Raw genomic sequence first — 21,543 nt, 5'->3', positions numbered from 1 at the left:
TCGGCGACCCCGTCGCCGGGGTCCTCTCACGGCGCGAGAACACGGCCCCCGATTCATGTCCTCCCCCGAGAGACGGAACACCACGGCACGGTCATATCATGAACCCACGCGCACTCCTCGACGACGACAGCGCCGTCTCGCCGGTCATCGGGGTCATCCTGATGGTCGCCATCACGGTCATCCTGGCCGCGGTCATCGGCACGTTCGCGCTCGGCATCGGCGGCGAGGTGTCGAACACCGCCCCCGCCGTCGATTTCGACTTCGCGTACACGGCCGCGAACGGGGACTTCGCCGGCACCGACGGCGACGAGGTGGTCGTCACCCACGAGCGCGGACCGAACGTGGACGCCTCGCGGCTCACGGTACAGGCCGGCGGGAACGACCTCGCCGGAAGCTGGTCCGAGACGACCGTCTCGACCGGCGTCACGTACACTTACGACGACAGCGGCGGCACCGACCTCGCGCCCGGCGACACCGTCCGCGTCGTCTGGCGCGCCGCCGACGGCAGTACCTCCAACACCGTCGCGACGAGCACCGTCCCGTCCTGAACGGGGAGTCGTCAGCTTTTACCCCCCGCCTGCCGCACCCGCGACATGGACCAGTTGGCCCAGTCGCTTCGCGACGCGCCCATCATCGAGAAGGACGGCTACCACTACTTCGTCCACCCCATCTCCGACGGCGTCCCGATGCTGGAGCCGTCGCTCCTCCGGGAGATCGTCATCAAGATCATCCGGAAGGCGGACCTGGAGGACGTGGACAAGATCGTCACGCCCGCGGCGATGGGCATCCACATCTCCACCGCCGTCTCGCTGATGACGGACGTGCCGCTCGTCGTCATCCGCAAGCGCGAGTACGGGCTGGAGGGCGAGACGCCGCTGTTCCAGCAGACGGGCTACTCCGAGTCCCAGATGTACATCAACGACGTGGAGGCGGGCGACCGCGTGCTCGTCCTCGACGACGTGCTCTCGACGGGCGGCACGCTCTCGGCCATCGTGGACGCGCTCGACGACATCGGCGCCGACATCGTGGACGTGGTCGCGGTCATCAAGAAGGTCGGCGGCGAGAACAAGCTGGACGACTCGCCGTACCGCGCCAAGACGCTCATCAACGTCGACGTGGAGGACGGCGAGGTCGTCGTCGTGGACCCGCGCGGCGACGACTGATTCCGTCGGGCTTGCGGCAACGCGGGCCGCGAGCCGGCTCTTTTCCCCGGTCGCTCGTCAACACCTGCCCGCATGACCACAGCGCTGTTCGTCGTCAGCGAGGAGGGGTACTGGGGAGAGGAGTGTGCCGAGCCGCTCACGACGCTCGAATCCGCGGGCGTCGACGTGACCGTCGCCACGCCGTCCGGGTCGCCGCCCGTCATGGACGAGCGCTCCGCCGACCCGGAGAACGTCGGCGAGGAGACGGCCGAGTTCGTCCGGCGCGTGGACGAGGAACACGAGGGGCTGAACGACCCCGAGCCGCTGGCGCGGGTATCCGCCGAGGGGTACGACGCGGTGGTGTTCCCCGGCGGGCACGGCACCGAGTGGGACGTGAACCAGGACCGACACGCCCGCGCGCTGCTGCGCGACGCGGTCGCGGGGGACGAGGGAACCGCGCTCGTCGTCTGTCACGCCGTCGGGATTCTGGCGTTCACGCGCGACGCGGCGGGCGAGTTCCTCGTCGCCGGCCGCGACGTGACCGGCTTCCCGAACGCGTGGGAGGAGGGTATCGTCGACGGGGACGACCTGATGCCGGACGGCCGGAAGCTCCCGTACTGGGTCGAGGACGAGGTGAAGGCCGCCGGCGCGAACTGGGACGCCGAACTCGACGCCGACACGTCGGTCACGACGGACGGCGACCTCATCACGGCCCGGGGGCCCGGCTCCTCGTCGGCCGCCGCGGACGCGCTCCTCGACGCGCTCGACTAGCGGCGGTCGTGCCTGACGATGAGGACGTCGTACTCGTCGTCGGCCGCGACGGAGGAGGCGACGCTGCTCACCGAGGTGACGACGCCGCCCGCGTTGTCCGACCCGACGACGACCGTCTCGGCGTCGGCCTCGCGGGCCATCCGCCGGAGGGCGCTGCCGACCTTCCCGGCGGGCGCGTGCCGCCCGACGTCCGCGGTCGCGTACTCCGCGGCGGGGAGCGTCCGCCGGACATCACGGCGCGCCCGTTCCGCGACGAGGGCCGCGTCGAACGCCTCGTCCTCGTCGAGCCAGCCGCGCTCGCGGGCGAACTCGGTATCGTTGCGCGGCAGCGCCGTCCCGACCGCGACGGCGTCCTCCTCGGGGTCGGCCAACGACGCGACGCGACGGAGGGCCGCCTCGCTCAGGTCGGAGCCGTCGTAGGCGACGAAGTAGTGCATACCCGGACTTCGAACGCCGGTCGGTAAACGCTACGGGCGGCGGAAGGACTCGCGTCGAGGGAGGGTACTCGTCGTTTCCGAGGGGAAGCGTGTCGGCCGGAAGTAGCGGGAGGTGGATTCGAACCACGGTCACGACGTTCCCTGATTCAAATCCACTCCGTCGCTATGCCGTCGTCGCCGGCTCGCGCCTCGCGTTGCTCGGCGCTCGGACGGTGGCGACGACGAGAACATAGCGGGAGGTAGATTTGAACTACCGATCTCCGGGTTATGAGCCCGGCGGAATCTCCTGGCTATCCCATCCCGCTACTATCTCGTATCCGACGGCTTCGGATAAGGGTTGTCATTCGACCGCCGGCTGTGTGTTACTCCCCCGCGACGCGCCACGTGAACAGGCTCTCCGCGACGTAGTTGACGACCATGCCGACGCCGATGCCGGCGACCTTCGCGGCGACGAACCACGCGTCGATGCCGAGGAGCGAGAGCTCCACGCCGGTCCAGCGGTAGAGCGCGCGGAAGGTGACGAGCTGGACCGTGATGCCCCCGACGCGGACGAGGTTCGAGCGCGCCAGCCGCCGGAGCGCGTTGCCGACGCCGGCGCGCCCCTCGCTCGCGAACGTCCAGTTGTCGTTGAGCAGGAACATCACCACGACGGCCACCTCGATGCCGACGAACACCGCGAGTTCGGGATAGACGCCGAGTTCGCGCAGCAGCGTCGAGGTCGTGATGTCGAAGCCGGCGCCGACGACGCCGACCGAGACGAAGCGGCCGAGCCGTCCGGCGGAGGCGAGCGCGCGGAGCCGCTGGCGACCGCTCACCGCTCCGACTCCTCCCGGTCCACGAGCGCGACGGGGTCGGCGCGGCTCGCGGCCAGCGCGTCGTGGAGCCGACTGTTCTGGAGGCGCTTCGCGCGGTGGCGGGCGACGAAGAGCGCCCGGCCCATGTCGAGGGCGGTCCGGAGCGGGTCCACGGTGGAGCCGGGCGCGTCCTCCCACTCGATGGGGACCTCCGCGACCCGGTAGCCGAGCGCGGCGGCCATCGCGACGAACTCCACGTCCCAGGCGAACCCGGGCTCGTAGAGGTGGTCGCGCACGCGCTCCCAGGCCTCCGCCCGGACGGCCTTCGCGCCGCACTGGTAGTCGTAGAGGTCGGCGTCGAGCAGGCGCCGCGCGACCCACGCGAAGCCGTCGCCGAGGAAGCGGCGCGCGACCGTCTGGTGGCCGGCGACGTGGGCGTCCGGGTGCCGGCGTGACCCGACGGCGACCGGGGCCTCGTCGAGGGCCGCGACCACGCGCGCGGCGGAGGCGGCGGGCGTCGAGCCGTCGGCGTCGAGGAAGCAGTAGTCGTCCGTGTCCAGCGCCTCGAAGCCGGCGGTGACGGCCGCGCCCTTCCCCCGGCGATAGGGGACGGCGTGTACCTCGGCGTCGAGCGCCCGAACCGCGGCGAGCGTGTCCTCGTCCGGGTCGTCGAGTTCGACCCGGACGACGGCGGGCGACAGTTCCTCGCGGAGGGCGGCGAGGTAGCGTTCGAGCCGCCGGACGTCGGGCTGGAAGGCGGGAACCACGACCCCGAGCGACCGGTTCATACCGGCGATTGCCGGGGCGGCGATGAAAAGCCGTTCGATGGCCGCCGGCTCAGCCGAACGTCGGGCAGGAGCCGCCGCCGCGGGGCGAGAGGAGTCCCCGCTCGGCGACGCGGAGCGCGTCGGTGCCGAGACACGCGGAGAGCTCACAGAGGCGGTCGTCCGTCGAGGGGTCACACCGGCCGGCGGCGGCGCTCCCGTACCGGCAGTTCATGGCGATGTCGAACTCGACGAGGCGTTCGAGCCGCGCCACGCGCTCCGCGTCGGCCTCGGGCGCGACGACGAGCGCCACCTCGTCGTCGGGGACGATGCGGACGTCGAGGCCACACAGCGGGCGCTCGTACTCGTCATCGGCCTCCGGGGAGTAGAGAACCGCGTCGGTAGCCATCGCCGGCCGGTCGCGCTCGGGGGTGCGGGCACGAACCGGCGGACGGCGTCCGTCGGGGTCGGTCATACACGGGACGTGAACGGACTCCCCCATCAAGCGCCGTCTCCGTTCGGACCGTTCGCCCGCCGTTTACACCGTTCAATCGCCCGCCTGCGTCCACAAGACGTATTTCGCGGCGGGGCCGTGTCGTCGGTAATGGAGTACGGCTACGTCGCCGTCTGGCTCGTCACCTACCTCGCGCTCGGCCTCGCGGCGCTCCCGGTCGTCGGCCGGCTGTTCGGCGGCTTCCGCGACCGGGGCGCGGCGCTCTCCGTCCCGTTCGCGCTGGCGACGCTCGGCCTCGTCGGCTTCCTCGTGGGGCACCTGCCGGGCGCGTTCGGGCTTCCCGCCGCCCTCGCCGGGCTCGCCGTCCTCGCGTTCGTCTCCTACCGCGCGAGCGACGGTCCGGCCGACCTGCGGCGCGCCGCCGTGCCCGCCGCCGTCTTCGCGCTCGCCTTCCTGTTCGTCGTCGCGCTCCGGGCGCTCGACCCCGCCGTCACGCCCATCGGGGGCGAGAAGTTCCTCGACTTCGGCCTGCTCAAGTCGCTGCTACGGGCCGACGCGCTCCCGCCCGAGGACATGTGGTTCGCGGGCGAGTCGGTGCGCTACTACTACGGCGGCCACGTCCTCGCGGCGCTGCTCGCGGAACTCACCTTCACGCCCGCACGCTACGCGTACAACCTCGCGCTCGCGGGCTTCTACGCCGCCGTCGTCACCGCCGCGTACGGAATCGCCGCGACCGTCGCCGCCGACCACGGCGTCTCGGGGCGCGTCGCGGGGGCGCTCGGCGCCTTCTTCGTCGCGCTCGCCGCGAACCTCTACACCGCCGGGCAACTGCTCGTCTGGACGCTCCCCGACGCGCTGGCGCGCCCGGTCGTGGCCGCGCTCGGCCTCCCCGTCGAGGAGGCGCTCGCGTGGACGCCGGGCGACTTCTACTACTGGCCCGCCTCGCGCGTCATCGAGGGGACCATCAACGAGTTCCCGCTGTTCGCCTGGCTCAACGGCGACCTCCACGCCCACATGATGAGCACGAACTTCCTCCTGCTCGGGGTCGCCCTGCTGTACGCCTACTGGCGGACCCCCGAGGCCGAGGTGGGTCGCCGACGGCTGCTCGTGTTCGGCCTGCTCCCCCCGCTCGGGGGCTACGTCGCCACGGTCAACACGTGGTCGTTCCCGAGCGTCACCCTCGGCCTCGCGTTCCTGACGCTCACCTTCGCGCCCGCGGACCCGCGAACGCTCCTCCCCGCTCGGCTTCGGGCGGCCCTGCCGTCGGTCGAGGCCGCGCCGGAGGGCGCGGAGACGGACGGCGGAACCGTCACCGCGGGAACCCTCCTCCGGACGGAACTCGCCCGCTCGGGGACGGCGCTCGCGCTCGCAGCCGGCGTCCTCCTGCTCGCCGTCGTCTGGGTCGCGCCGTTCTGGTTCTCCACCGCCTCGGGTCGGCCTATCGGCCTGTTCCCCCCAGGGGCGAGCCTCGGCGGCCTCGTCGTCGTTCACGGCGGCTTCCTCGCCGCGTTCGTCGCCTACCTCGTCGCCGTCGGCCGGGAGGCCGCGCCCGCGGTGCGGACCGCGGCGCTGGCCGGGACCGTCGCGCTCCTGCTGGCCGGCCTCGGCCTCGGGGCGAACGCCGTCGCGCTGGTCGGCCCGGTCCTGCTCGCGGCGTGGCTCCTGCTCCGTGCCCGCGAGGACGTCGGCTTCGAGACGATGCTCGTCGTCGCGGGCGCGGGCATCGTCCTCCTCGTCGAGTACGTCTACGTCGCGGAACCGCAGTACGCCGGCACCGGCCTCGACCGGATGAACACCGTGTTCAAGACGTACGCGCAGGTGTGGGTGCTGTGGGCCCCCGCCGCGGGCGTCGCGCTGACGCGGCTCGCGGCCGCGGGCCGCGACGCCGCACCCTCGTTCGGGAGCGCGCGCGTCGGGACGGCCGGCCGCGTCCTCGTCGCGGTCCTCCTCCTCACGACCGGCGTCTACGCCGCGCTCGCGGTGCCGGCCCACGTCGATGCCGGGAGCGCCACGGCGAACGAACTCGGGCCGACGCTCGACGCGACGGCGTTCGTGGACGTGACCCACCCCGCCGAGGCCCCGGCCATCGACTACATCGACGCGCTGGAGGGCCGCCCGACCATCGTCACCGCCGCGCCCGCCGGCTACCGGTGGAACCCGAGCGGCGGCGACGGGGCGAGCGCGCCCGCGAGCCTCACGGGGGTGCCGACCGTCGCCGGGTGGTTCCACGAGCGACAGTACCGGAGCCCCGAGGCGTACGGGACCCGGGTCGCGGACGTTGAGACCATCTACACCGGGACGCCGGCCGAACAGCGCGCGCTCCTCGACGAGTACGATGTCGAGTACGTCTACGTCGGGCCGGCAGAGCGCGCGCGCTACGGCGAGATAACGATAGGCGACCTGCCGGGCCTACGCGTGGTGGAGCGCGGCGGCGTGACGATATACGTCGCCGAGTCGGCCGGGTAGTCAGCCGAACAGCCGGCGCGCGAGGGCGTCGGGCATGAGCGCGAACAGCCACGCGACGACGCGCCACCGCCGGGTGACGTACGCGTGCCGTTTCTCCTTGCGGACCGCGCGGATGATGTGATCCGCGGCCGTCTCGGGCGAACACTTCCAGAGGTCGCCGCCCGCGAGGTCGGTGTCCACGAACCCGGGTTCGATGACGGTCACGGCCACGTCGGCGTCGAGCCCGCGGGCGCGGTAGCGCAGGCCGTCGGTGTAGCGGGTGACGAACGCTTTCGAGGCGTTGTACGCGGCCGTCGCGCCGTTCGGGAAGTGCGCGGCGAGCGAGGAGATACCGACGAGGTGACCGTGGCCCTGCTCCTCGAACAGCCGCATCGCGGCGACGGCCATCGTCGTGTAGCCGAGCGCGTTCGTCGCCACGGTGGCGTGCTCCTGCTCGGGGTCCAGTTCCCGGTTCTCGTAGCCGACGCCGGCGTTGACCACGACGAGGTCCACGCTCCCCATGGCGTCGGTCAGTTCGGAGAAGCCCTCGCGCGCGTCCTCGGTGTCGGTCACGTCGATGCGGGCGACGTACGCCTTCGTCGGCAGGTCGTCGCCGATGTCCACGAGCCGGTCGCGCCGGCGGGCACAGAGCCCGACCTCGTAGCCGTCGGCCGCGAGCCGCCGCGCCAGCGCCTCGCCGATGCCAGAGGAGGCGCCGACGACGACCGCCCGCTTCGTGTCGCTCATACCGCCACCTGCGGGGGAGGGGTACTGAACGGTGCGGTTCGGCGGAGTCAGACCGCGAGGTCGCCCTTCGCCTTCACGACGGTGACCGCCCCGGCGTCCACGTCCACGACGTCGAGGTGCATCGGGATGAAGTTCCGGCGCGCGAAGTCCTCGCGCTCGTCGGCGTCGCCCACGGTACACCACAGCTGGACCTCCTCGGGACCGTGCCAGTCGCCGTTGCGCGTCACGGAGAAACAGGTGTACTCCTCACCGTCGACCTCGATGACCGCGTCCTTGCGGATGCCGGGGTCGCCGTGGATGATGAGTCGCTTCATGGCCGCGGCTTCGTGCGAACCCGTAGTAAGGGCTTCGAAGCCTCAGCCGCCGACACGACCCGGACGACGGGTCGCCGTACAGGGAGGCGGCGAACCACACGCCTTTTATCGGCGGCTCCGCTACGGTCGCCCAACAACCATGCAGATGCCACGCCGGTTCAACACGTACTGCCCGCACTGCAACACCCACCACGAGCACGAGGTGGAGAAGGTCCGACGCGGTCGCACGTCAGGGATGACGCTCGAACAGCGCAAGACGCGCCGCGGCCGCTCGGTCATCGGCAACGCGGGGCGCTACTCGAAGGTGCCCGGCGGCGACAAGCCGACCAAGAAGACGAACCTCAAGTACCGCTGTGCCGACTGCGGCAAGGCCCACCTCCGCCCCGGATGGCGCGCCGGCCGACTGGAGTTCCAGGAATAATGGCGGGGAGCTTCTTCCGCGTCGCCTGCCCGGACTGCGAGAACGAACAGGTCGTCTTCGAGAAGGTCTCCAGCGAGGTCGCCTGCGCGGTGTGCGGCCACACCCTCGCGCACCCGACCGGCGGCATCGCCGAGCTGGAGGGCGAGGTCGTCGAGGTCGTCGAGGACCGCACCGCCGACGCGCTCGCGTAAACGGGCGTCACCTTCTGCGTCCGTCTTCAACCCCGCCAGCCACCGCCTCGCGGGCTTACGAACCCTTTATCCGACCCAACGCGCTACCCACGGATATGCAATACTCAGGCTGGCCCGAATCCGGGGAGCTCGTCGTCGGCGAGGTCGACGAGATAGAGGACTTCGGGGTCTTCGTGGACATGCTGGAGTACGAGGACAAGCGCGGGCTCGTCCACGTCTCCGAGGTGGCGAGCGGCTGGATCAAGAACGTCCGCGACCACGTCAACACGGGACAGGTCGTCGTCTGCAAGGTGCTCGACGTCGACGAGTCGAGCCAGCAGATCGACCTCTCCATCAAGGACGTCAACGACCACCAGCGCTCCGACAAGATACAGGAGTGGAAGAACGAGCGGAAGGCCGACAAGTGGATGGAACTGGCCTTCGGCGAGGACGTGTCCGACGAGCAGTACTCGACGGTCGCGAACGCGCTCGTCGGGGAGTTCGGCGGCCTCTACGAGGGGTTCGAGCAGGCGGCCATCCACGGCCCCGGGGCGCTCGACGGGCTCGACCTCACCGACGACGAGGTCGAGGCGCTCGTGGACACCGCCCGCCAGAACGTCTCCGTCCCGTACGTCCAGGTCACCGGCTACGTCGACCTGACCTCCACCGCGGCCGACGGCGTCGAGGACATCCGCGGCGCGCTGGAAGCCGCCGGGGGGAACGGCGAGGTGCCCGACGAGATAGACCTCGAGGTCACCTACGTCGGCGCGCCGGAGTACCGCATCCGCGTGCAGGCGCCCAACTACAAGACCGCCGAGACCGAACTGGAGGCCAGCGCGGCCCGCGCGACGGAGGCTATCGAGGCCGCGGGCGGCACGGCCGACTTCCACCGCGAGCGGCGCACCGACGAGGAGTAGCGACGGATGAAGTCGGACATCCGCGTCTGTAGCGCGTGGCGGACGGAACACGACCGCCCAGTCTACACGCTCGCCGGGGTCTGCCCGGACTGCGGCGCGGATGCCGAGAACAGCGCGCCGGCCCCGTACAACCCCGAGGACCGCTACGGGGAGTACCGCCGGCGCGCGAAGCGACGGGCCCGCGAGTAACGGGGCCGACCGGGGCGGTCGGACCGAACCTCACTTATGCCGCCACGGCCGCAACACGGGGTATGGACGAGTTCGAGGTCGAGCGACACGCGGACCCGGCGCTCGACGCGCCGGTGCTGGTGGAGGGACTGCCCGGCGTCGGCCACGTCGGCAAGCTCGCGGCCGAACACCTCCTGGAGGAGTTCGAGAGCGAGCGCGTCGCCACGGTGTACTCCGAACACTTCCCGCCGCAGGTGACCGTCGAGGACGGGATCGCGTCGCTCGCGGCCGCGGAGTTCCACGCCGTGGACGCCGACGGAACGGACCTGCTCGTGCTCACCGGCGACCACCAGGCCGGCGACGGCCCGGGCCACTACCGGACGGCGTCGCTGTTCCTCGACATCGCGGCGGAGTTCGGCTGTGAGCGCGCCTACGCGCTCGGCGGCGTGCCGACGGGCGAACTCATCGAGGAGTACGCCGTCGTCGGCGCGGTGAACGACGAGGCGCTCCTGGAGCCGATGGAGTCGGTCGACGTGGAGTTCCGCGACGACGAGCCGGCCGGCGGCGTCGTCGGCATCTCCGGGCTGGTGCTCGGCCTCGGCGAGCGGCGCGGCCTCCCGGCCGGCTGTCTGATGGGCGAGACCTCCGGCTACCTCGTGGACCCCAAGAGCGCGCGCGCCGTGCTGGAGGCGCTCGGCGAACTGGTCGGCTTCGACGTGGACTACGCCTCGCTGGAGGAGCGCGCCGACGAGATGGAGGAGGTCATGGAGAAGATGCAGGAGATGCAGGCCGCACAGGCGCCCAGCGAGGACGACCTGCGGTACATCGGCTGAGACGGCCCCGGACGAGGGATTCTTATGCGCGGTTCGCCTATCGGAGGTGTGCTCACGGAGGTACTGGGCGGGCTCCCGGAGTGGCTCGTGCTCGGGGTCGCGCTGGGGCTGCTCGCCAGCCTCGGCGCCGCGGGCGTGTTCCTCGTCGGGATGCGGCTGTTCCCGACCAGGGCGCGCGACCCCGCCGGGCGGTTCGACGGCGACACCCGCCGCCGCACGGAGATACGCGAGTACCTCGACGGTATCGGCGAGCCGTTCGCCGAGAACCACCCCGTCGAGGACGAGACGGTCGCCTTCTACCTGCCGAAACGCGACGTGGCCATCACCTTCGACGCGCGGGCGTTCTACCGCATCGAGCGGTCGGGCACCCACGCCGTGCTCGTCGAACACGAGATGCCGGGCGTCAACCTCGGCTACCGGCTCCCGTTCGACACGCCGGACCCCCGCGACGGCGACGACGGCCGCGCGGACCCCACGGACGGTATCGGCGCGGGCGTCCCCGGGCGCGACCCCGGCGAGGCCGCCTTCGCGACGCTCGGGCTCCCGACCGGCGCGAGCGCCGACGAGGTGCGCGAGGCGTACCGCGCGAAGGTGAAGGAGGTCCACCCCGACCACGGCGGCGACCGCGACGAGTTCAAGCGCGTCCGCGAGGCGTACACCGCCGCGAAACAGCGCGCCGAGGCATGACATGACGAGAGTCCCCATCACCGACGACGTGGTATCGCAACTGGCCGACCTGCTCGACAGCGGCGAGCTCGAACAACCGACCAACTGGATGGGCGCCCAGTTCCTCGCACAGGACTTCGGCCACGAGGAGCTGGCGACGTTCGTCTTCGAGGCGGACGCCGCGACCTACTACGAGGCGCTGTCGCGCGCCGCGAAGGAGGCGGACGCCGACGTGCCCCTCCCCTGAGGTGCGCGTCGAGTACCGCGACCGTGCCGCCTTCCTCCCGGACCACGACACCCTCGTGGTCGCCGACGTGCATCTCGGGCGCGACGAGACCTCCGCCGTGGAGCTCCGTCTCGGGGAACACGAGGACATCACCGGGCGGGTCGCGGCGCTGTGCGACCGCTTCGCCCCCGAGGCGGTCGTCGTCGCCGGCGACCTGCTCCACTCCTTCTCGACGCTCCCGCGGGGGGTCATGGAGTCGCTCTCGGCGCTGGAAACGACGGCCCGCGACGCCGGCGCGCGCGCGGTCGTCGTCCGCGGTAACCACGACACGATGCTCGACGAGGTGTGGGACGGGCCGACCGCGACGGAGTATCGCGTCGGCGACTGGGTCGTCTGTCACGGACACGAGCCGCCGGAGACCGAGGCGGCGGGCTACCTCGTCGGCCACGACCACCCCGCGATAGAGATAGAGGGGCAGCGCCGGCCCTGCTACCTCCGCGGCGACGGCGTCTATCGGGACGCGGACCTGCTGATGCTGCCGGCGTTCACGCCGCTCGCGCCGGGCGTCGTCGTCAACCGGATGCGCGCCCGCGACTTCCAGTCGCCGCTCGTGACGGACGCGGACGCGCTCCGACCCGTCGTGCGCGACGCCGACGGCGACGAGACGCTGACGTTCCCGCCGCTCGGGAAGCTCCGGCGCCTGCTCTAGTCGAGGCGGTCCGCGGCGACCTTTCCGGACTCCATCGACCCCTGAATCGAACACCACCGGGTGTAGTCGCCCGCGAGGACGACGTTCCCCTCGGGCGCGTCGGGGGCCGGCAGGTCGTCGCGGAAGCCCGGCGGTTGGGGGAACTGCGCGAAGTCGACCCGGTCCGTGTGGCGCAGTTCGAGGTCGTCGAACCGCGCCTCGGGGAACCACGACGCCATCGCGTCGCGCACCTCGTCGGCCAGCTCTTCGTCGGAGGCGTCCTGCTCGCCGAGGAAGTTCGCCACGAACAGCTGTTCGTCGTCGGGCGCGTACGCCGGCTGGGCCTCCGAGGTGGGCGACACCGTGTTCGGCCGGTCGTCGGCGCTGTTGAGGACGATGCGCCGCCCGGTGCGGAGGTCCCGGTGGGCCGGCAGCGAGAGGTGTTGGGTGACGCAGGCCTTCGCCCCGGTCGGGGTCGCGACGCCGGTGAGGTCGCCGGCCGTCTTCGGGTCCGTGGCGACGACGGCCGCGTCCGCGTCGATGGTCTCGCCCGCCGTCTCGACGGTCACGCGGTCGCCGTCCGGGGCGACGGCCGCGACCTCCGCGCCGAGTTCGATGCTCGCGCCGGCCTCGCGGGCGCGGGCGCCGAGCTGTTCGGGAATCGCGCCCATCCCCCCCGCTGGAAGGCCGATCTTCCCCTCGGAGAGCATCTTGTAGGTGTACGCGAACACGCCGGCCGCGGTCGACAGCGAGCGGTCGAGCGTGATACCGCCGTAGAAGGGGGCGACGAACCGCTCGACGTACGCCCGCGAGAACCCCTCGTCGGCGAGGTACGTCTCGATGTCCCGCCCGTCGCCGTCGAGCAGGGACTCGGGGTCGCGGCGGGCGAGGGCGCGCTGGAGTCGGAACGTGTTCACCTTGTCGCGGAGCTTCACGTCGGGGTTGAGGACGGTGTCGACGAGCGTCGAGGGCGCGCGCAGCGGGTCCGCGAGCGTCGAGCGGTGGTTCGGGCGCGCGAGCGTCGCGCCGGGGACGAACTCGCCGATATCGAGCGCGTCGAGGTCGAGTTCCCGCCGGACCGCGGGATACCCCGTGAACAGCACCTGATACCCGCGGTCGAAGGTGAAGCCGTCCTCGTGGGTCGAGCGGACGCGCCCCCCGACCTCGTCGTTGGCTTCGAGGACGGTGACCTCGTGGCCGGCCTCGGCGAGGCGGGCGGCGGCGACCAGCCCCGAGAGGCCGGCCCCGGCGACGATTGCGTGCATACGCGGCGTTCGGGCGCGGGCGACAAAAGCGCCCCCGTCGGCCGGAACGGACAGAGGTTAGTCGCGCGCGGCGCTAGGCGGGGTATGGAGACGACCGCGGCCTTCGTCGGCCTGACGTGCGTGGACTGCGGGGAGACGTTCGACGCGGCCGAGGCGCCCGGCCGCTGTCCGGACTGCGGCGGCATCCTCGACCCCGACTACGACTACGACGCGCTCGACCTCACCCGGGAGACGTTCTCCGGGGACGGCCCGGGGCTGTGGCGCTACGAGCAGCTGATGCCGTTCACGCGGGAGGCGGCCGTGACGATGGACGAGGGCTCGACGCCGCTGGTCGAGGCCCCGCGTCTCGCCGAGGAACTCGGCGTCGGGCGCGTCCTCATCAAGGACGAGGGACGTAACCCGACGGGGACGTTCAAGGACCGCGGCCAGGCGCTCGCCGTCACGGCCGCGGTCGGGCACGACGCGACGGACGTGGCGCTCGCCACGGCGGGCAACGCCGGGCAGGCCGCCAGCGCATACGCGGCGCGCGCCGGCCTCGACTCGCACGTCTTCGTCCCCTCGCGGGCGTCGTTCATCAACAAGGCGATGATAAACGTCCACGGCGGCGAGATGACCGTCGTGGAGGGGCGCATCGGCGACGCCGGCGCGGCCTACGAGGACGCCTTCGCCGAGCACGACGACTGGCACTCCGTCAAGACGTTCGTCACCCCGTACCGCCACGAGGGGAAGAAGACGATGCTGTACGAGATAATCGAGCAGATGGACTGGGAGGTCCCCGACCACGTCGTCTACCCGACGGGCGGGGGTGTCGGCCTCGTCGGAATGCACAAGGCCGCGACGGAACTGCGCGACCTCGGCCTCACGGACGACCTGCCGGCGATGTGGGCCGCCCAGTCCGAGGGGTGTGCCCCGGTCGTGAAGGCGTTCGACGAGGGGAAGGAGGTCCACGAGGCGTGGGAAGTGCCCGACACCATCTGCGGCGGCATCGAGATACCGGACCCCGGCGCGTCCCCGCTCATCCTCGAGGCCCTGCGCGAGTCCGGCGGCGGCGCGGTGGCGACGAGCGACGAGGAGATACTCGACTCGGCGGTCACCGTCGCCCAGCACGAGGGCGTCGAGATGGGCGTCACCTGTTCGGCCGCGGCCTCGGGCGCGTGGGAACTGTCCGAGCGGGGCGACTTCGGCGAGGACGACACGGTCGTCCTACTCAACACCGGTGCCGGGAGCAAGGACGCCGACGTGATTCGCTCGCACCTGATGAGCAAGGGAATCTGAGTCGGCGCGGCGGCGTCTCACAACCTCTTTCACGCGAGCGGGCCACCGACGAACAGTGATACAGACGGCCGTGTCCCTCGTCGCCGGCGTCGCGTTCGGGCTGGCGCTCGCCGCGCCGCCCGGGCCGATGAACGCCGTCATCGCCGAGGAGTCCGTCCTCCGGGGCTGGGCGGCCGGCGCGCGGGCGGGGCTGGGCGCGGCGCTCGCCGACTTCGTCTTCTTCGTCCTCGCGCTGCTGGGCGTCGTCGCCGTCGTCGAGCGGCTGACCCTGTTGCGCGCGGCGATGGTGTTCGTCGGCGGCCTGCTGATGCTGTACTTCGCGTACGGCGCGGCGACGGAGGCGCGCGCGAGCTACACCGAGGCGGACGCCCCCAACGAGGGGAAGGGGTTCCGCAAGGCGTTCGTGCTCGCCCTGACGAACCCCTACCAGATACTGTTCTGGCTCACCGTCGGCGTCGGCCTGCTGGAACCGGGCACCGTGGACGTGCTCGCGCCGCTGTCGGCGTCGCTCGCCGACGTGTTCGTCGTTCGAACGGGGTCGCCGGCGCTGCTCGTCGGGCTGTTCGTCGGTATCGGCCTGTGGGTGACCGGCTTCCCGGCGGCGCTGACCGCGGCGCGCGACCGGGTGGACGCGCTCGCTCCCGCCGTCGCCTCGCTGTCGGCGCTGGTGCTGGCCGGGTTCGGGGCGTACTTCCTCTACGACGCCCTCTCCGTGTTCGTCTAGCGCGGGTCCTCGACCGGCGGCTCGACGGGGTCCATGTCGGATATCTCCCCTTCGAGCCACTCCTTGAACCACCGGACGCGCTTGATGCGCTGGTGGGCGATGGACTCGGCGGTGTCGGAGACGACGCGGGAGACGGCGTCCTCGCCGCGTTCGAGCACGCGCGTCACCATCTCGTTCGAGTCCATGTGGGTGCGGGCCTCGTACCCCATCCGCAGGAGCATCAGGGTCGTCCCGTTGGCGCCCACCTTGTCGAGCAGGTCGGCCTCCATGAGACACCGCGCTTCGAGCGGGACGTCGTTCAGGTCGCCCTGGTACGAGTGGTCGCGCACGGCCGCACACACCTGCTCGATGAACGAGTCGGGGTACTCGCCCTGCGTTTCGAGGTACTGGCGGGCGACCTCCGCGCCGGACTCGGCGTGGACGTCCTGGTCGGCCTCCAGCTTCGCGATGTCGTGAAAGAGGGCGGCGACGCGGGTCACGTCGACGTTCGCCCCCTCGCGGCGCGCGATGTGGGTCGCGAGCTCCGTCACGTTGAGGATGTGGTTGAAGCGGTAGTCGGCGGAGTGCCACGGGTACCACCGCATCCGCCCGCCCTCCTCCTCGTTCTCGACGGAGGCCTCCAGGTAGTCGTGGACGAACTGCTTCATCCGCTCGAACTCCTCGTCGGAAACGGGCTCCTCGCGTATCTCAACGCCCATCCGAACCGCCCCCGGTGGAAACCGCACGTACGATAGTCATCTTACTCGAACGGACGGGGTTCCGTCTCTTCAGGTTTACGACAGGCGCGCCACCCCGTAGCACACGACAGCGCCTAAATACGCCGCACCCCTCCCGACGGGCGTGACCGACGCGCTCTACCTCGACGACTCCTCGGTGCGTACCTTCGACGCGACGGTGACCCGCGCGCTCGACGACCGGGTCGTCCTCGACCGCACGCACTTCTACCCCGAGGGCGGCGGCCAGCCCGCCGACCGGGGAACGCTCGCGGCCGACGGCGAGGCGTGGACCGTGACCGACGTGCAGAAGCGCGACACGGTGTACCACCACGTCTCTGGGGAGCCGCCGGCGGAGGGGACGGTCGTGCGCGGCGAACTCGACGGCGAGCGCCGCGACACGCTGACCCGCTACCACACCGCCCAACACCTGCTGTCGGCGGTGTTGCTCGACGAGTTCGACGCCGAGACGACCGGCAACCAGATATACACGGACTACGCCCGCCTCGACGCCGCCCGCGACCGCTTCACCGGGACCGACCTCGCGGACGTGGAGGCGCGGCTGAACGCGCTGGTCGAGGCCGACACGCCCGTGACGTGGTACACGATGGACCGCGAGGTCGCGGAGGCGGAACTCGACCCCGAACGCACCCGCATCGAACTGCTGCCCGACTCCATCACCGAACTCCGCATCGTCGAGATCGAGGGGCCCGACGGCGAGGTGTTCGACCGGACGGCCTGTGCCGGCACGCACGTCCCCGCGACGGGGGCTATCGGGGAGGTGACCGTCACCGGTCGCGAGACCGCCGGCGCCGGCGAGGAGCGCGTCCGGTTCCGGCTCGACTGACCGGGCGGCGCGTTTCTTTACGAACACGCAGCGGCTGTCGAATCGAGCGCGGTTTTTTGACGGAGGCTGCCGTAGGAGTTGACATGAACGTACGGGAAGCGACGGTCGAGGACGCGGAGACGATCCGGGCGGTGGCGAACGCGTCGATGGAGGCCTCCTACTCGCTCAGCCCGGAGACCATCCGCGGGGCCGTCGAGGGGTGGTACGACGACGACACCCTGGCGGAGAAGCTCGGCGACCCCGAGGTGCTCGTGCTCGTGGCCGAGACGGACGACGGCGTCGTCGCCTTCTCCGAGAGCGCCGTCGTCGACGAGCAGGGCGACATCCTCTGGCTCCACGTCGACCCGATGGCTCGCGGCGGGGGCATCGGCGAGGACTTCTTCGAGGCGACCCACGCGGCGCTCTCCGACCGCGGCGTCGAGTCCGTCCGGGGGATGGTGCTAGAGGACAACCGCGAGGGGAACGCCTTCTACGAGGACCTCGGCTTCTACCACGTCGGCGACCGCCACGTCGATATCGACGGCACCGACTACATCGAGAACATCTACGCCGAGCGCGCCCCCTCGGAACTCGCCACGATAGCGGGACCGGACGGCACCCCGCTGTACGTGGACCGCGACGACTCCGACCGCGGCTCGAAGGGGCCGCTGTACGTCGTTTACAGCGACGAGCGCCGGGAGGACCGCTACGGATTCTCCTGTGGCAACTGCGGCGCGCTCGTCGTCTCGATGGACTCGATGGGCCGCATGGAGTGCGAGGAGTGCGGCAACGTCCGCAAGGCGACGCGGTGGGACGCGACGTACATGTAGGTCGCGGAAGTGTAAGAATAGTTATACTAGCTCCGAGCGGATTCGAACCGCTGTCAGCGGCTCCAAAGGCCGCTATGATTGGCCACTACACCACGGAGCTTCGCGTTCGGTCTTAGGAAAGTCGCCTACAAGTCGCTTGCCCTCTCAGTCCGCCGCGCCCGACGACGCCGGGAGTTCCGACGCCAGGAGGGAACAGACGTCGCCCTCGGCGTCGAAGCAGTCGGGACACTGCTCCGAGCGGTCGATGATGGTGTCGAGGCGGTCGGCGACCGTCCCGTCGATGACGGACTCCAGCTGTTTCGCCTCGCCGCGGAACGCCTCCTCCTCGACCTCGAGCACCTCGACGAGGAACCGCTCGATGATGCAGTACGTCTCCAGCGCCTCGCGGGCGTCGCGGATGCCCTCGTCGGTGAGCGAGACGCCCTTGTACTTCTCGTGGTCGGCGAGGCCGCGCTCCTGGAGCTTGCCGATCATCTCGTTGGCGCTCGCGGGCGAGACGCCGACGGTGTCGGCGATGTCGCCGGTCGACGCCGGCCCGTCCTCCGCCTCCTGTATCAGGTAGATCGCCTTCAGGTACTGTCGTTGGGTGTTCATTGCGCCTCCATCAGTCGGGTCACTTCCTCGACGCCCTCGGCCTCGTCCGCGCGGATCGCCCGCAGCGTGTCGAGCAGGCGGTCGCGGTCGATGCTGAACCGCACGTCCGAGCGCTCGACCGCCGTGATGAGGTCGTCGTAGAACTTGTAGGCGGTCTCCTCGTTCGCGAGCTGGTCGTACAACACGCCGTCGGTGTCGGTGTCCGCCTCGTAGCGGGCCGCCACCAGCGTCTCTATCTCGTCGTACGCCACCGGGTCGGCGTCGAGGTCGGCGATGAGCCCCTCCAGCCGCTGGCGGTGGCCGGCCGACTCCGTCGCCGCGTGCTCCAGCAGCGACTCGATGGTCTCGTCGCGCTCGGCCTCGGGGAGCGTCTCGTAGTGCTTGCCGGCGCGGGCCTCGACGACCTCCTCCAGGACCATCCCGATCTGGAGCAGGCGCGCGAGCTGGTGGTCGTTCGCCACCGGGTACGAGAGGCTCACGCGGCCACCCCGCGGACCGATACCTCGCTCATGTCACCGCATCCGGGGTGTAGTGGTATAAGGGCTTGCACCGGCACCGTTTCGCTCGGCGGTTCTCGCGACCCGACGGCGCGCCGGAAGCGTTGCTCACCGTGAGGATTCGGAACGGGGAATAGCCGCGGCTCCGCTCGTAGGGAAGAACGGAACGAAAACGCGTCGACGGAACGCGCTCAGTCGCGGTTCGCGAGGCGCGTCCGCACGACCGACTCGAAGTCCTCGCGGAGTTCGTCGACCTCGATCTCCTCGAGGACGGGCACGTAGAAGCCCTCCACGAGCATGTTGCGGGCCCGTCGCTCGGGGACCGCGCGCGAGGTCATGTAGAACATGTCCTCGGCGTCGACCTGCCCGACCGTCGCGGAGTGGGAGGCCTCGGTGTCGTGGTTGTTGATGATGAGCTTCGGGGAGGCGTCGGCCTCGCTCTCGTCGGAGAGCATGAGGGTGTTCTCCCGCTGGTACGACGACGTGTTCCACGCGTCGCGGCCGACGTCCTGGACGCCCTCGTAGACGGAGCGCGCGTGGTCGTCGATGACGCCGCGGGTGACGAGGTCCGCCGTCGTGTTCTCCGCGCGGTGCCAGACGCGCGCGTCGATGTCGAAGTGCTGGTCGTCGTGGCCGTAGAACGCGCCGACGATTTTCGTCTCGGAGCTGTCGCCGTCGAGGTGCGTCTCGACGGTGGACTTCGAGAGCCGGGAGCCGACGTTACAGTCGATGAAGTCGACCTGGCCGTACGTGCCGGCGCGACCCTCCTTGATCTGGTAGTTGTACGTCTCCTGGTCGAGGTCCTGCAGGGAGCCGTACTGGACGTAGGCGTTCTCGCCCGCGACGATCTCGACGACGCCGCTGTAGTAGCGAGAGCCGTCGACCGCGTCACCGGTGTCCTGCCGTTCGAGCAGGGTGACCGAGGCCGACTCCTCGGCGACGACGAGCGTGTAGTTGAACAGCGAACGGCTGTTCATCGTCGTGCGCACCTTCACGTCCTCGGCGTCGACCTTCTCGGGGACGTAGACGACCGTCCCCGTCGAGAACAGCGCCGTCGACAGCGCCGTCAGGTAGTTCGTCTTCGGGTCGACGACGGAGCCGAACCGCTCCTCCAGCAGGTCGCCGTGCTGTTCGACGGCCTCCGAGAAGGAGAGCACCTCGACGCCCTCGGGACCGACCTGGTCCTTCGACTCCGCCGCGTTCAGCGGGTCGACGAGGGACTCGTAGTCGAGGTCCTCGAGGTCCGTCCACTTGCGACCGGGCGTCTGGATGACGTCCGGGAAGTCGAGGTCCGAGAGCGCCGCGAGCGCGTCGAGGCGCGTTTCGAGGAGCCAGTCGGGCTCGCCGAGTTCCTCGGAGAGCTGTCGGACGGTGGCCTCGTCGATGGCCGCGTGGACGCCCGTACTCATCCGAGCGACCCCTCCATCTCCAGTTCGATGAGGCGGTTCAGCTCGACCGCGTACTCGATGGGCAGCTCCTCCGTGATGGGCTCGATGAAGCCGGCGACGATCATCTGCTTGGCGTCGTCGTCGTCCAGCCCGCGCGACTGGAGGTAGAACACGTCCTCGTCGCCGATCTTGCCGACGGTCGCCTCGTGGGCCACGTCGACCTTCGACTCCTGGATCTCCATGTACGGCATCGTGTCCGACGTGGACTCGTTGTCGAACATCAGCGCGTCACACTCGACCGAGGTCGAGGAGTTCTCCGCGCCGTCCGCGATGTGGACGAGGCCGCGGTAGTTCGTGCGGCCGCCGTCCTTCGAGATGGACTTCGACTCGATGGTCGACTTCGTGTTCGGCGCGTTGTGGTACACCTTCGCGCCGGTGTCGATGTTCTGGCCCTCGCCCGCGAAGGCGATGGTGATGTGGTTGTCCGTCGCACCCGGGCCCTTCAGAATCGTGGCCGGGTACAGCATCGTGGCCTTCGAGCCCATCGACCCGGAGACCCACTCCATCGTCCCGTCCTTCTCGACGATGGCGCGCTTGGTGTTGAGGTTGTACGTGTTCTTCGACCAGTTCTGTACCGTGGAGTACTGGACGTGGGCCCCCTCGCCGACGAACACCTCGACGCCGCCGGAGTGGAGGTTGAAGTGGCTGTACTTGGGCGCGGAACAGCCCTCGATGTAGTGCACCTCGGAGTTGTCCTCCGCGATGATGAGGGTGTGCTCGAACTGGCCCATCCCCTCGGAGTTCATCCGGAAGTACGCCTGGATGGGCATCTCGACCGTGACGCCCTCGGGGACGTACACGAACGAGCCGCCCGACCAGATGGCCCCGTGGAGCGCGGCGAACTTGTTGTCGCTCGCCGGGACGTTCTTCGTCATGAAGTACTCCTTGACGAGCTCCTCGTGCTCCTGGACCGCCTTGTCCATGTCGCAGAAGACGACGCCCTTCTCCTCCCACTGCTCCTGCATGTTCTGGTAGACGATCTCCGACTCGTACTGGGCGCCGACGCCCGAGAGCGCGTTGCGCTCCGCCTCGGGGATGCCCAGCTTGTCGAAGGTGTCGCGGATCTCCTCGGGGAGGTCGTCCCAGTCCTCGGCGCCGCCGCGAACCTCGATGTCCGGCCGGATGTAGGGGACGATCTCGTCGATGTCCACCTCGCTCAGGTCCGGCTGGCCGGGCCAGTCCGTCGGCATCGGCATCTGCTGGAACTGCTTGAGCGCGCGCAGACGGCGCTCCAGCATCCACTCCGGTTCGTCCTTGTCCTCGGAGATGACCCGGATGGTCTCCTCCGTGAGGCCCTTGCCGGTCTTGAAGGCGGACTTCTCCTCCTTCTTGAACTCGAAGCGGGCCTCGGTGTCGGTCTCCTTCAGTTGGTCCTGTTCTGAACTCATGTTTGGGTGTTGGGGTTGGTCACTTA

At 70.4% G+C, this 21,543-nt stretch carries 28 protein-coding genes and 2 tRNA genes; 16 read left to right on the top strand and 14 right to left on the bottom strand.

What is annotated here, in order from left to right:
- Window positions 1-98 precede the first annotated feature (98 nt).
- The 3 genes from P2T37_RS11285 to P2T37_RS11275 all read left to right on the top strand — a co-directional run bounded on the left by P2T37_RS11285 (window position 99) and on the right by P2T37_RS11275 (window position 1,913).
- Window positions 99-548 carry a type IV pilin N-terminal domain-containing protein gene (locus P2T37_RS11285; RefSeq protein ID WP_276234037.1) on the top strand — a complete coding sequence of 150 codons (450 nt, stop codon included), beginning with the start codon at window positions 99-101 and terminating at the stop codon, window positions 546-548.
- 45 nt (window positions 549-593) lie between these two features.
- A complete protein-coding gene (gene hpt / locus P2T37_RS11280; RefSeq protein WP_276234036.1) occupies window positions 594-1,163 on the top strand; it encodes a hypoxanthine/guanine phosphoribosyltransferase in 570 nt (189 codons plus the stop codon).
- 72 nt (window positions 1,164-1,235) lie between these two features.
- Entirely contained in the window at window positions 1,236-1,913 is a 678-nt protein-coding gene (locus P2T37_RS11275; protein WP_276234035.1) for a type 1 glutamine amidotransferase domain-containing protein, read from the top strand.
- On the opposite strand, the gene P2T37_RS11270 is transcribed toward P2T37_RS11275, so the two are convergent.
- The 5 genes from P2T37_RS11270 to P2T37_RS11250 form a co-directional block, all read right to left on the bottom strand.
- Window positions 1,910-2,350, bottom strand: coding sequence for a universal stress protein (locus P2T37_RS11270; protein ID WP_276234034.1), 441 nt, complete (start codon window positions 2,348-2,350; stop codon window positions 1,910-1,912). The two genes, P2T37_RS11275 and P2T37_RS11270, sit on opposite strands and share 4 nt — an antisense overlap.
- A 230-nt stretch (window positions 2,351-2,580) precedes the next feature.
- Window positions 2,581-2,655 (bottom strand) — tRNA-Met (locus P2T37_RS11265).
- Window positions 2,656-2,712: 57 nt separating this feature from the next.
- Window positions 2,713-3,165 (bottom strand): GtrA family protein, encoded by a 453-nt coding sequence (locus P2T37_RS11260; protein WP_276234033.1) that lies wholly within the window; start codon window positions 3,163-3,165, stop codon window positions 2,713-2,715.
- Window positions 3,162-3,932 (bottom strand): glycosyltransferase, encoded by a 771-nt coding sequence (locus P2T37_RS11255; protein WP_276234032.1) that lies wholly within the window; start codon window positions 3,930-3,932, stop codon window positions 3,162-3,164. Before P2T37_RS11255 ends, P2T37_RS11260 begins: the two co-directional genes overlap by 4 nt.
- Window positions 3,933-3,981: 49 nt before the next feature.
- Window positions 3,982-4,383 (bottom strand): hypothetical protein, encoded by a 402-nt coding sequence (locus P2T37_RS11250; RefSeq protein ID WP_276234031.1) that lies wholly within the window; start codon window positions 4,381-4,383, stop codon window positions 3,982-3,984.
- A gap of 129 nt (window positions 4,384-4,512) precedes the next feature.
- On the opposite strand from P2T37_RS11250, the gene P2T37_RS11245 reads away from it, so the two are divergent.
- Complete coding sequence (locus tag P2T37_RS11245; protein WP_276234030.1) at window positions 4,513-6,828, top strand: DUF2298 domain-containing protein; 2,316 nt, start codon at window positions 4,513-4,515, stop codon at window positions 6,826-6,828.
- Here the strand turns inward: P2T37_RS11245 and P2T37_RS11240 are convergent, their stop codons facing one another.
- Together P2T37_RS11240 and P2T37_RS11235 are read right to left on the bottom strand one after the other, a co-directional pair.
- Window positions 6,829-7,554 (bottom strand): SDR family NAD(P)-dependent oxidoreductase, encoded by a 726-nt coding sequence (locus P2T37_RS11240; RefSeq protein ID WP_276234028.1) that lies wholly within the window; start codon window positions 7,552-7,554, stop codon window positions 6,829-6,831.
- 47 nt (window positions 7,555-7,601) lie between these two features.
- Entirely contained in the window at window positions 7,602-7,868 is a 267-nt protein-coding gene (locus P2T37_RS11235; protein ID WP_276234027.1) for an HAH_0734 family protein, read from the bottom strand.
- Window positions 7,869-8,007: 139 nt separating this feature from the next.
- Between P2T37_RS11235 and P2T37_RS11230 the strand changes: the two genes are divergently transcribed.
- The 8 genes from P2T37_RS11230 to P2T37_RS11195 all read left to right on the top strand — a co-directional run bounded on the left by P2T37_RS11230 (window position 8,008) and on the right by P2T37_RS11195 (window position 11,978).
- Complete coding sequence (locus P2T37_RS11230; protein WP_276234025.1) at window positions 8,008-8,289, top strand: 50S ribosomal protein L44e; 282 nt, start codon at window positions 8,008-8,010, stop codon at window positions 8,287-8,289.
- A complete protein-coding gene (locus P2T37_RS11225; protein WP_276234024.1) occupies window positions 8,289-8,480 on the top strand; it encodes a 30S ribosomal protein S27e in 192 nt (63 codons plus the stop codon). The genes P2T37_RS11230 and P2T37_RS11225 overlap by 1 nt, the downstream gene beginning before the upstream one ends.
- A 95-nt stretch (window positions 8,481-8,575) precedes the next feature.
- Window positions 8,576-9,376, top strand: coding sequence for a translation initiation factor IF-2 subunit alpha (locus P2T37_RS11220; RefSeq protein ID WP_276234023.1), 801 nt, complete (start codon window positions 8,576-8,578; stop codon window positions 9,374-9,376).
- Between the two features lie 6 nt (window positions 9,377-9,382).
- The gene (locus tag P2T37_RS11215) at window positions 9,383-9,565 is read left to right on the top strand and encodes an RNA-protein complex protein Nop10 (RefSeq protein WP_276234022.1); all 183 of its coding nucleotides are present in this window, start codon (window positions 9,383-9,385) and stop codon (window positions 9,563-9,565) included.
- Between the two features lie 62 nt (window positions 9,566-9,627).
- Window positions 9,628-10,377, top strand: a complete 750-nt coding sequence (locus P2T37_RS11210) for a proteasome assembly chaperone family protein (protein WP_276234021.1) — start codon at window positions 9,628-9,630, stop codon at window positions 10,375-10,377.
- Between the two features lie 48 nt (window positions 10,378-10,425).
- On the top strand, window positions 10,426-11,064 hold the full coding sequence (locus P2T37_RS11205) for a J domain-containing protein (RefSeq protein WP_276234020.1): 639 nt from the start codon (window positions 10,426-10,428) through the stop codon (window positions 11,062-11,064).
- Between the two features lies 1 nt (window position 11,065).
- Window positions 11,066-11,290, top strand: a complete 225-nt coding sequence (locus tag P2T37_RS11200) for a hypothetical protein (RefSeq protein WP_276234019.1) — start codon at window positions 11,066-11,068, stop codon at window positions 11,288-11,290.
- A 1-nt stretch (window position 11,291) separates the two neighbouring features.
- Window positions 11,292-11,978, top strand: a complete 687-nt coding sequence (locus P2T37_RS11195) for a metallophosphoesterase (protein WP_276234018.1) — start codon at window positions 11,292-11,294, stop codon at window positions 11,976-11,978.
- Here P2T37_RS11195 and P2T37_RS11190 read toward each other — a convergent pair.
- Window positions 11,975-13,222: an NAD(P)/FAD-dependent oxidoreductase gene (locus tag P2T37_RS11190; RefSeq protein WP_276234017.1), complete on the bottom strand. Its 1,248-nt coding sequence runs from the start codon at window positions 13,220-13,222 to the stop codon at window positions 11,975-11,977. The genes P2T37_RS11195 and P2T37_RS11190 overlap by 4 nt on opposite strands.
- An 84-nt stretch (window positions 13,223-13,306) precedes the next feature.
- Between P2T37_RS11190 and P2T37_RS11185 the strand changes: the two genes are divergently transcribed.
- Both P2T37_RS11185 and P2T37_RS11180 read left to right on the top strand, forming a co-directional pair.
- Window positions 13,307-14,497: a threonine synthase gene (locus tag P2T37_RS11185; RefSeq protein WP_276234016.1), complete on the top strand. Its 1,191-nt coding sequence runs from the start codon at window positions 13,307-13,309 to the stop codon at window positions 14,495-14,497.
- 58 nt (window positions 14,498-14,555) lie between these two features.
- A complete protein-coding gene (locus P2T37_RS11180; protein WP_382211850.1) occupies window positions 14,556-15,221 on the top strand; it encodes a LysE family translocator in 666 nt (221 codons plus the stop codon).
- On the opposite strand, the gene P2T37_RS11175 is transcribed toward P2T37_RS11180, so the two are convergent.
- Window positions 15,218-15,919 carry an HD domain-containing protein gene (locus tag P2T37_RS11175; RefSeq protein WP_276236172.1) on the bottom strand — a complete coding sequence of 234 codons (702 nt, stop codon included), beginning with the start codon at window positions 15,917-15,919 and terminating at the stop codon, window positions 15,218-15,220. The two genes, P2T37_RS11180 and P2T37_RS11175, sit on opposite strands and share 4 nt — an antisense overlap.
- A 142-nt stretch (window positions 15,920-16,061) precedes the next feature.
- Here P2T37_RS11175 and P2T37_RS11170 point away from each other — a divergent pair, with 142 nt between their 5' ends.
- Complete coding sequence (locus P2T37_RS11170) at window positions 16,062-16,781, top strand: alanyl-tRNA editing protein (RefSeq protein ID WP_276234014.1); 720 nt, start codon at window positions 16,062-16,064, stop codon at window positions 16,779-16,781.
- An 83-nt stretch (window positions 16,782-16,864) separates the two neighbouring features.
- Window positions 16,865-17,590: a GNAT family N-acetyltransferase gene (locus tag P2T37_RS11165; RefSeq protein ID WP_276234013.1), complete on the top strand. Its 726-nt coding sequence runs from the start codon at window positions 16,865-16,867 to the stop codon at window positions 17,588-17,590.
- A gap of 27 nt (window positions 17,591-17,617) precedes the next feature.
- Here P2T37_RS11165 and P2T37_RS11160 read toward each other — a convergent pair.
- The 5 genes from P2T37_RS11160 to sufB all read right to left on the bottom strand — a co-directional run bounded on the left by P2T37_RS11160 (window position 17,618) and on the right by sufB (window position 21,517).
- Window positions 17,618-17,690: transfer RNA gene (locus P2T37_RS11160), tRNA-Gln, on the bottom strand.
- A 44-nt stretch (window positions 17,691-17,734) separates the two neighbouring features.
- Window positions 17,735-18,184, bottom strand: coding sequence for a metal-dependent transcriptional regulator (locus P2T37_RS11155; protein ID WP_276234012.1), 450 nt, complete (start codon window positions 18,182-18,184; stop codon window positions 17,735-17,737).
- Window positions 18,181-18,663, bottom strand: coding sequence for a ferritin-like domain-containing protein (locus tag P2T37_RS11150; RefSeq protein WP_276234011.1), 483 nt, complete (start codon window positions 18,661-18,663; stop codon window positions 18,181-18,183). The genes P2T37_RS11155 and P2T37_RS11150 overlap by 4 nt, the downstream gene beginning before the upstream one ends.
- 209 nt (window positions 18,664-18,872) lie before the next feature.
- Window positions 18,873-20,090: a Fe-S cluster assembly protein SufD gene (gene sufD / locus P2T37_RS11145; protein WP_276234010.1), complete on the bottom strand. Its 1,218-nt coding sequence runs from the start codon at window positions 20,088-20,090 to the stop codon at window positions 18,873-18,875.
- Window positions 20,087-21,517: a Fe-S cluster assembly protein SufB gene (sufB, locus tag P2T37_RS11140; protein ID WP_276234009.1), complete on the bottom strand. Its 1,431-nt coding sequence runs from the start codon at window positions 21,515-21,517 to the stop codon at window positions 20,087-20,089. The genes sufD and sufB overlap by 4 nt, the downstream gene beginning before the upstream one ends.
- Window positions 21,518-21,543 lie beyond the last annotated feature (26 nt).

The sequence above is a fragment of the Halosegnis marinus genome, from assembly GCF_029338355.1.
Taxonomy (GTDB): domain Archaea; phylum Halobacteriota; class Halobacteria; order Halobacteriales; family Haloarculaceae; genus Halosegnis; species Halosegnis marinus.
The sequence above is the reverse complement of the archived record's forward strand: the minus strand, read 5'-3'. Positions and strand labels throughout refer to the sequence as shown.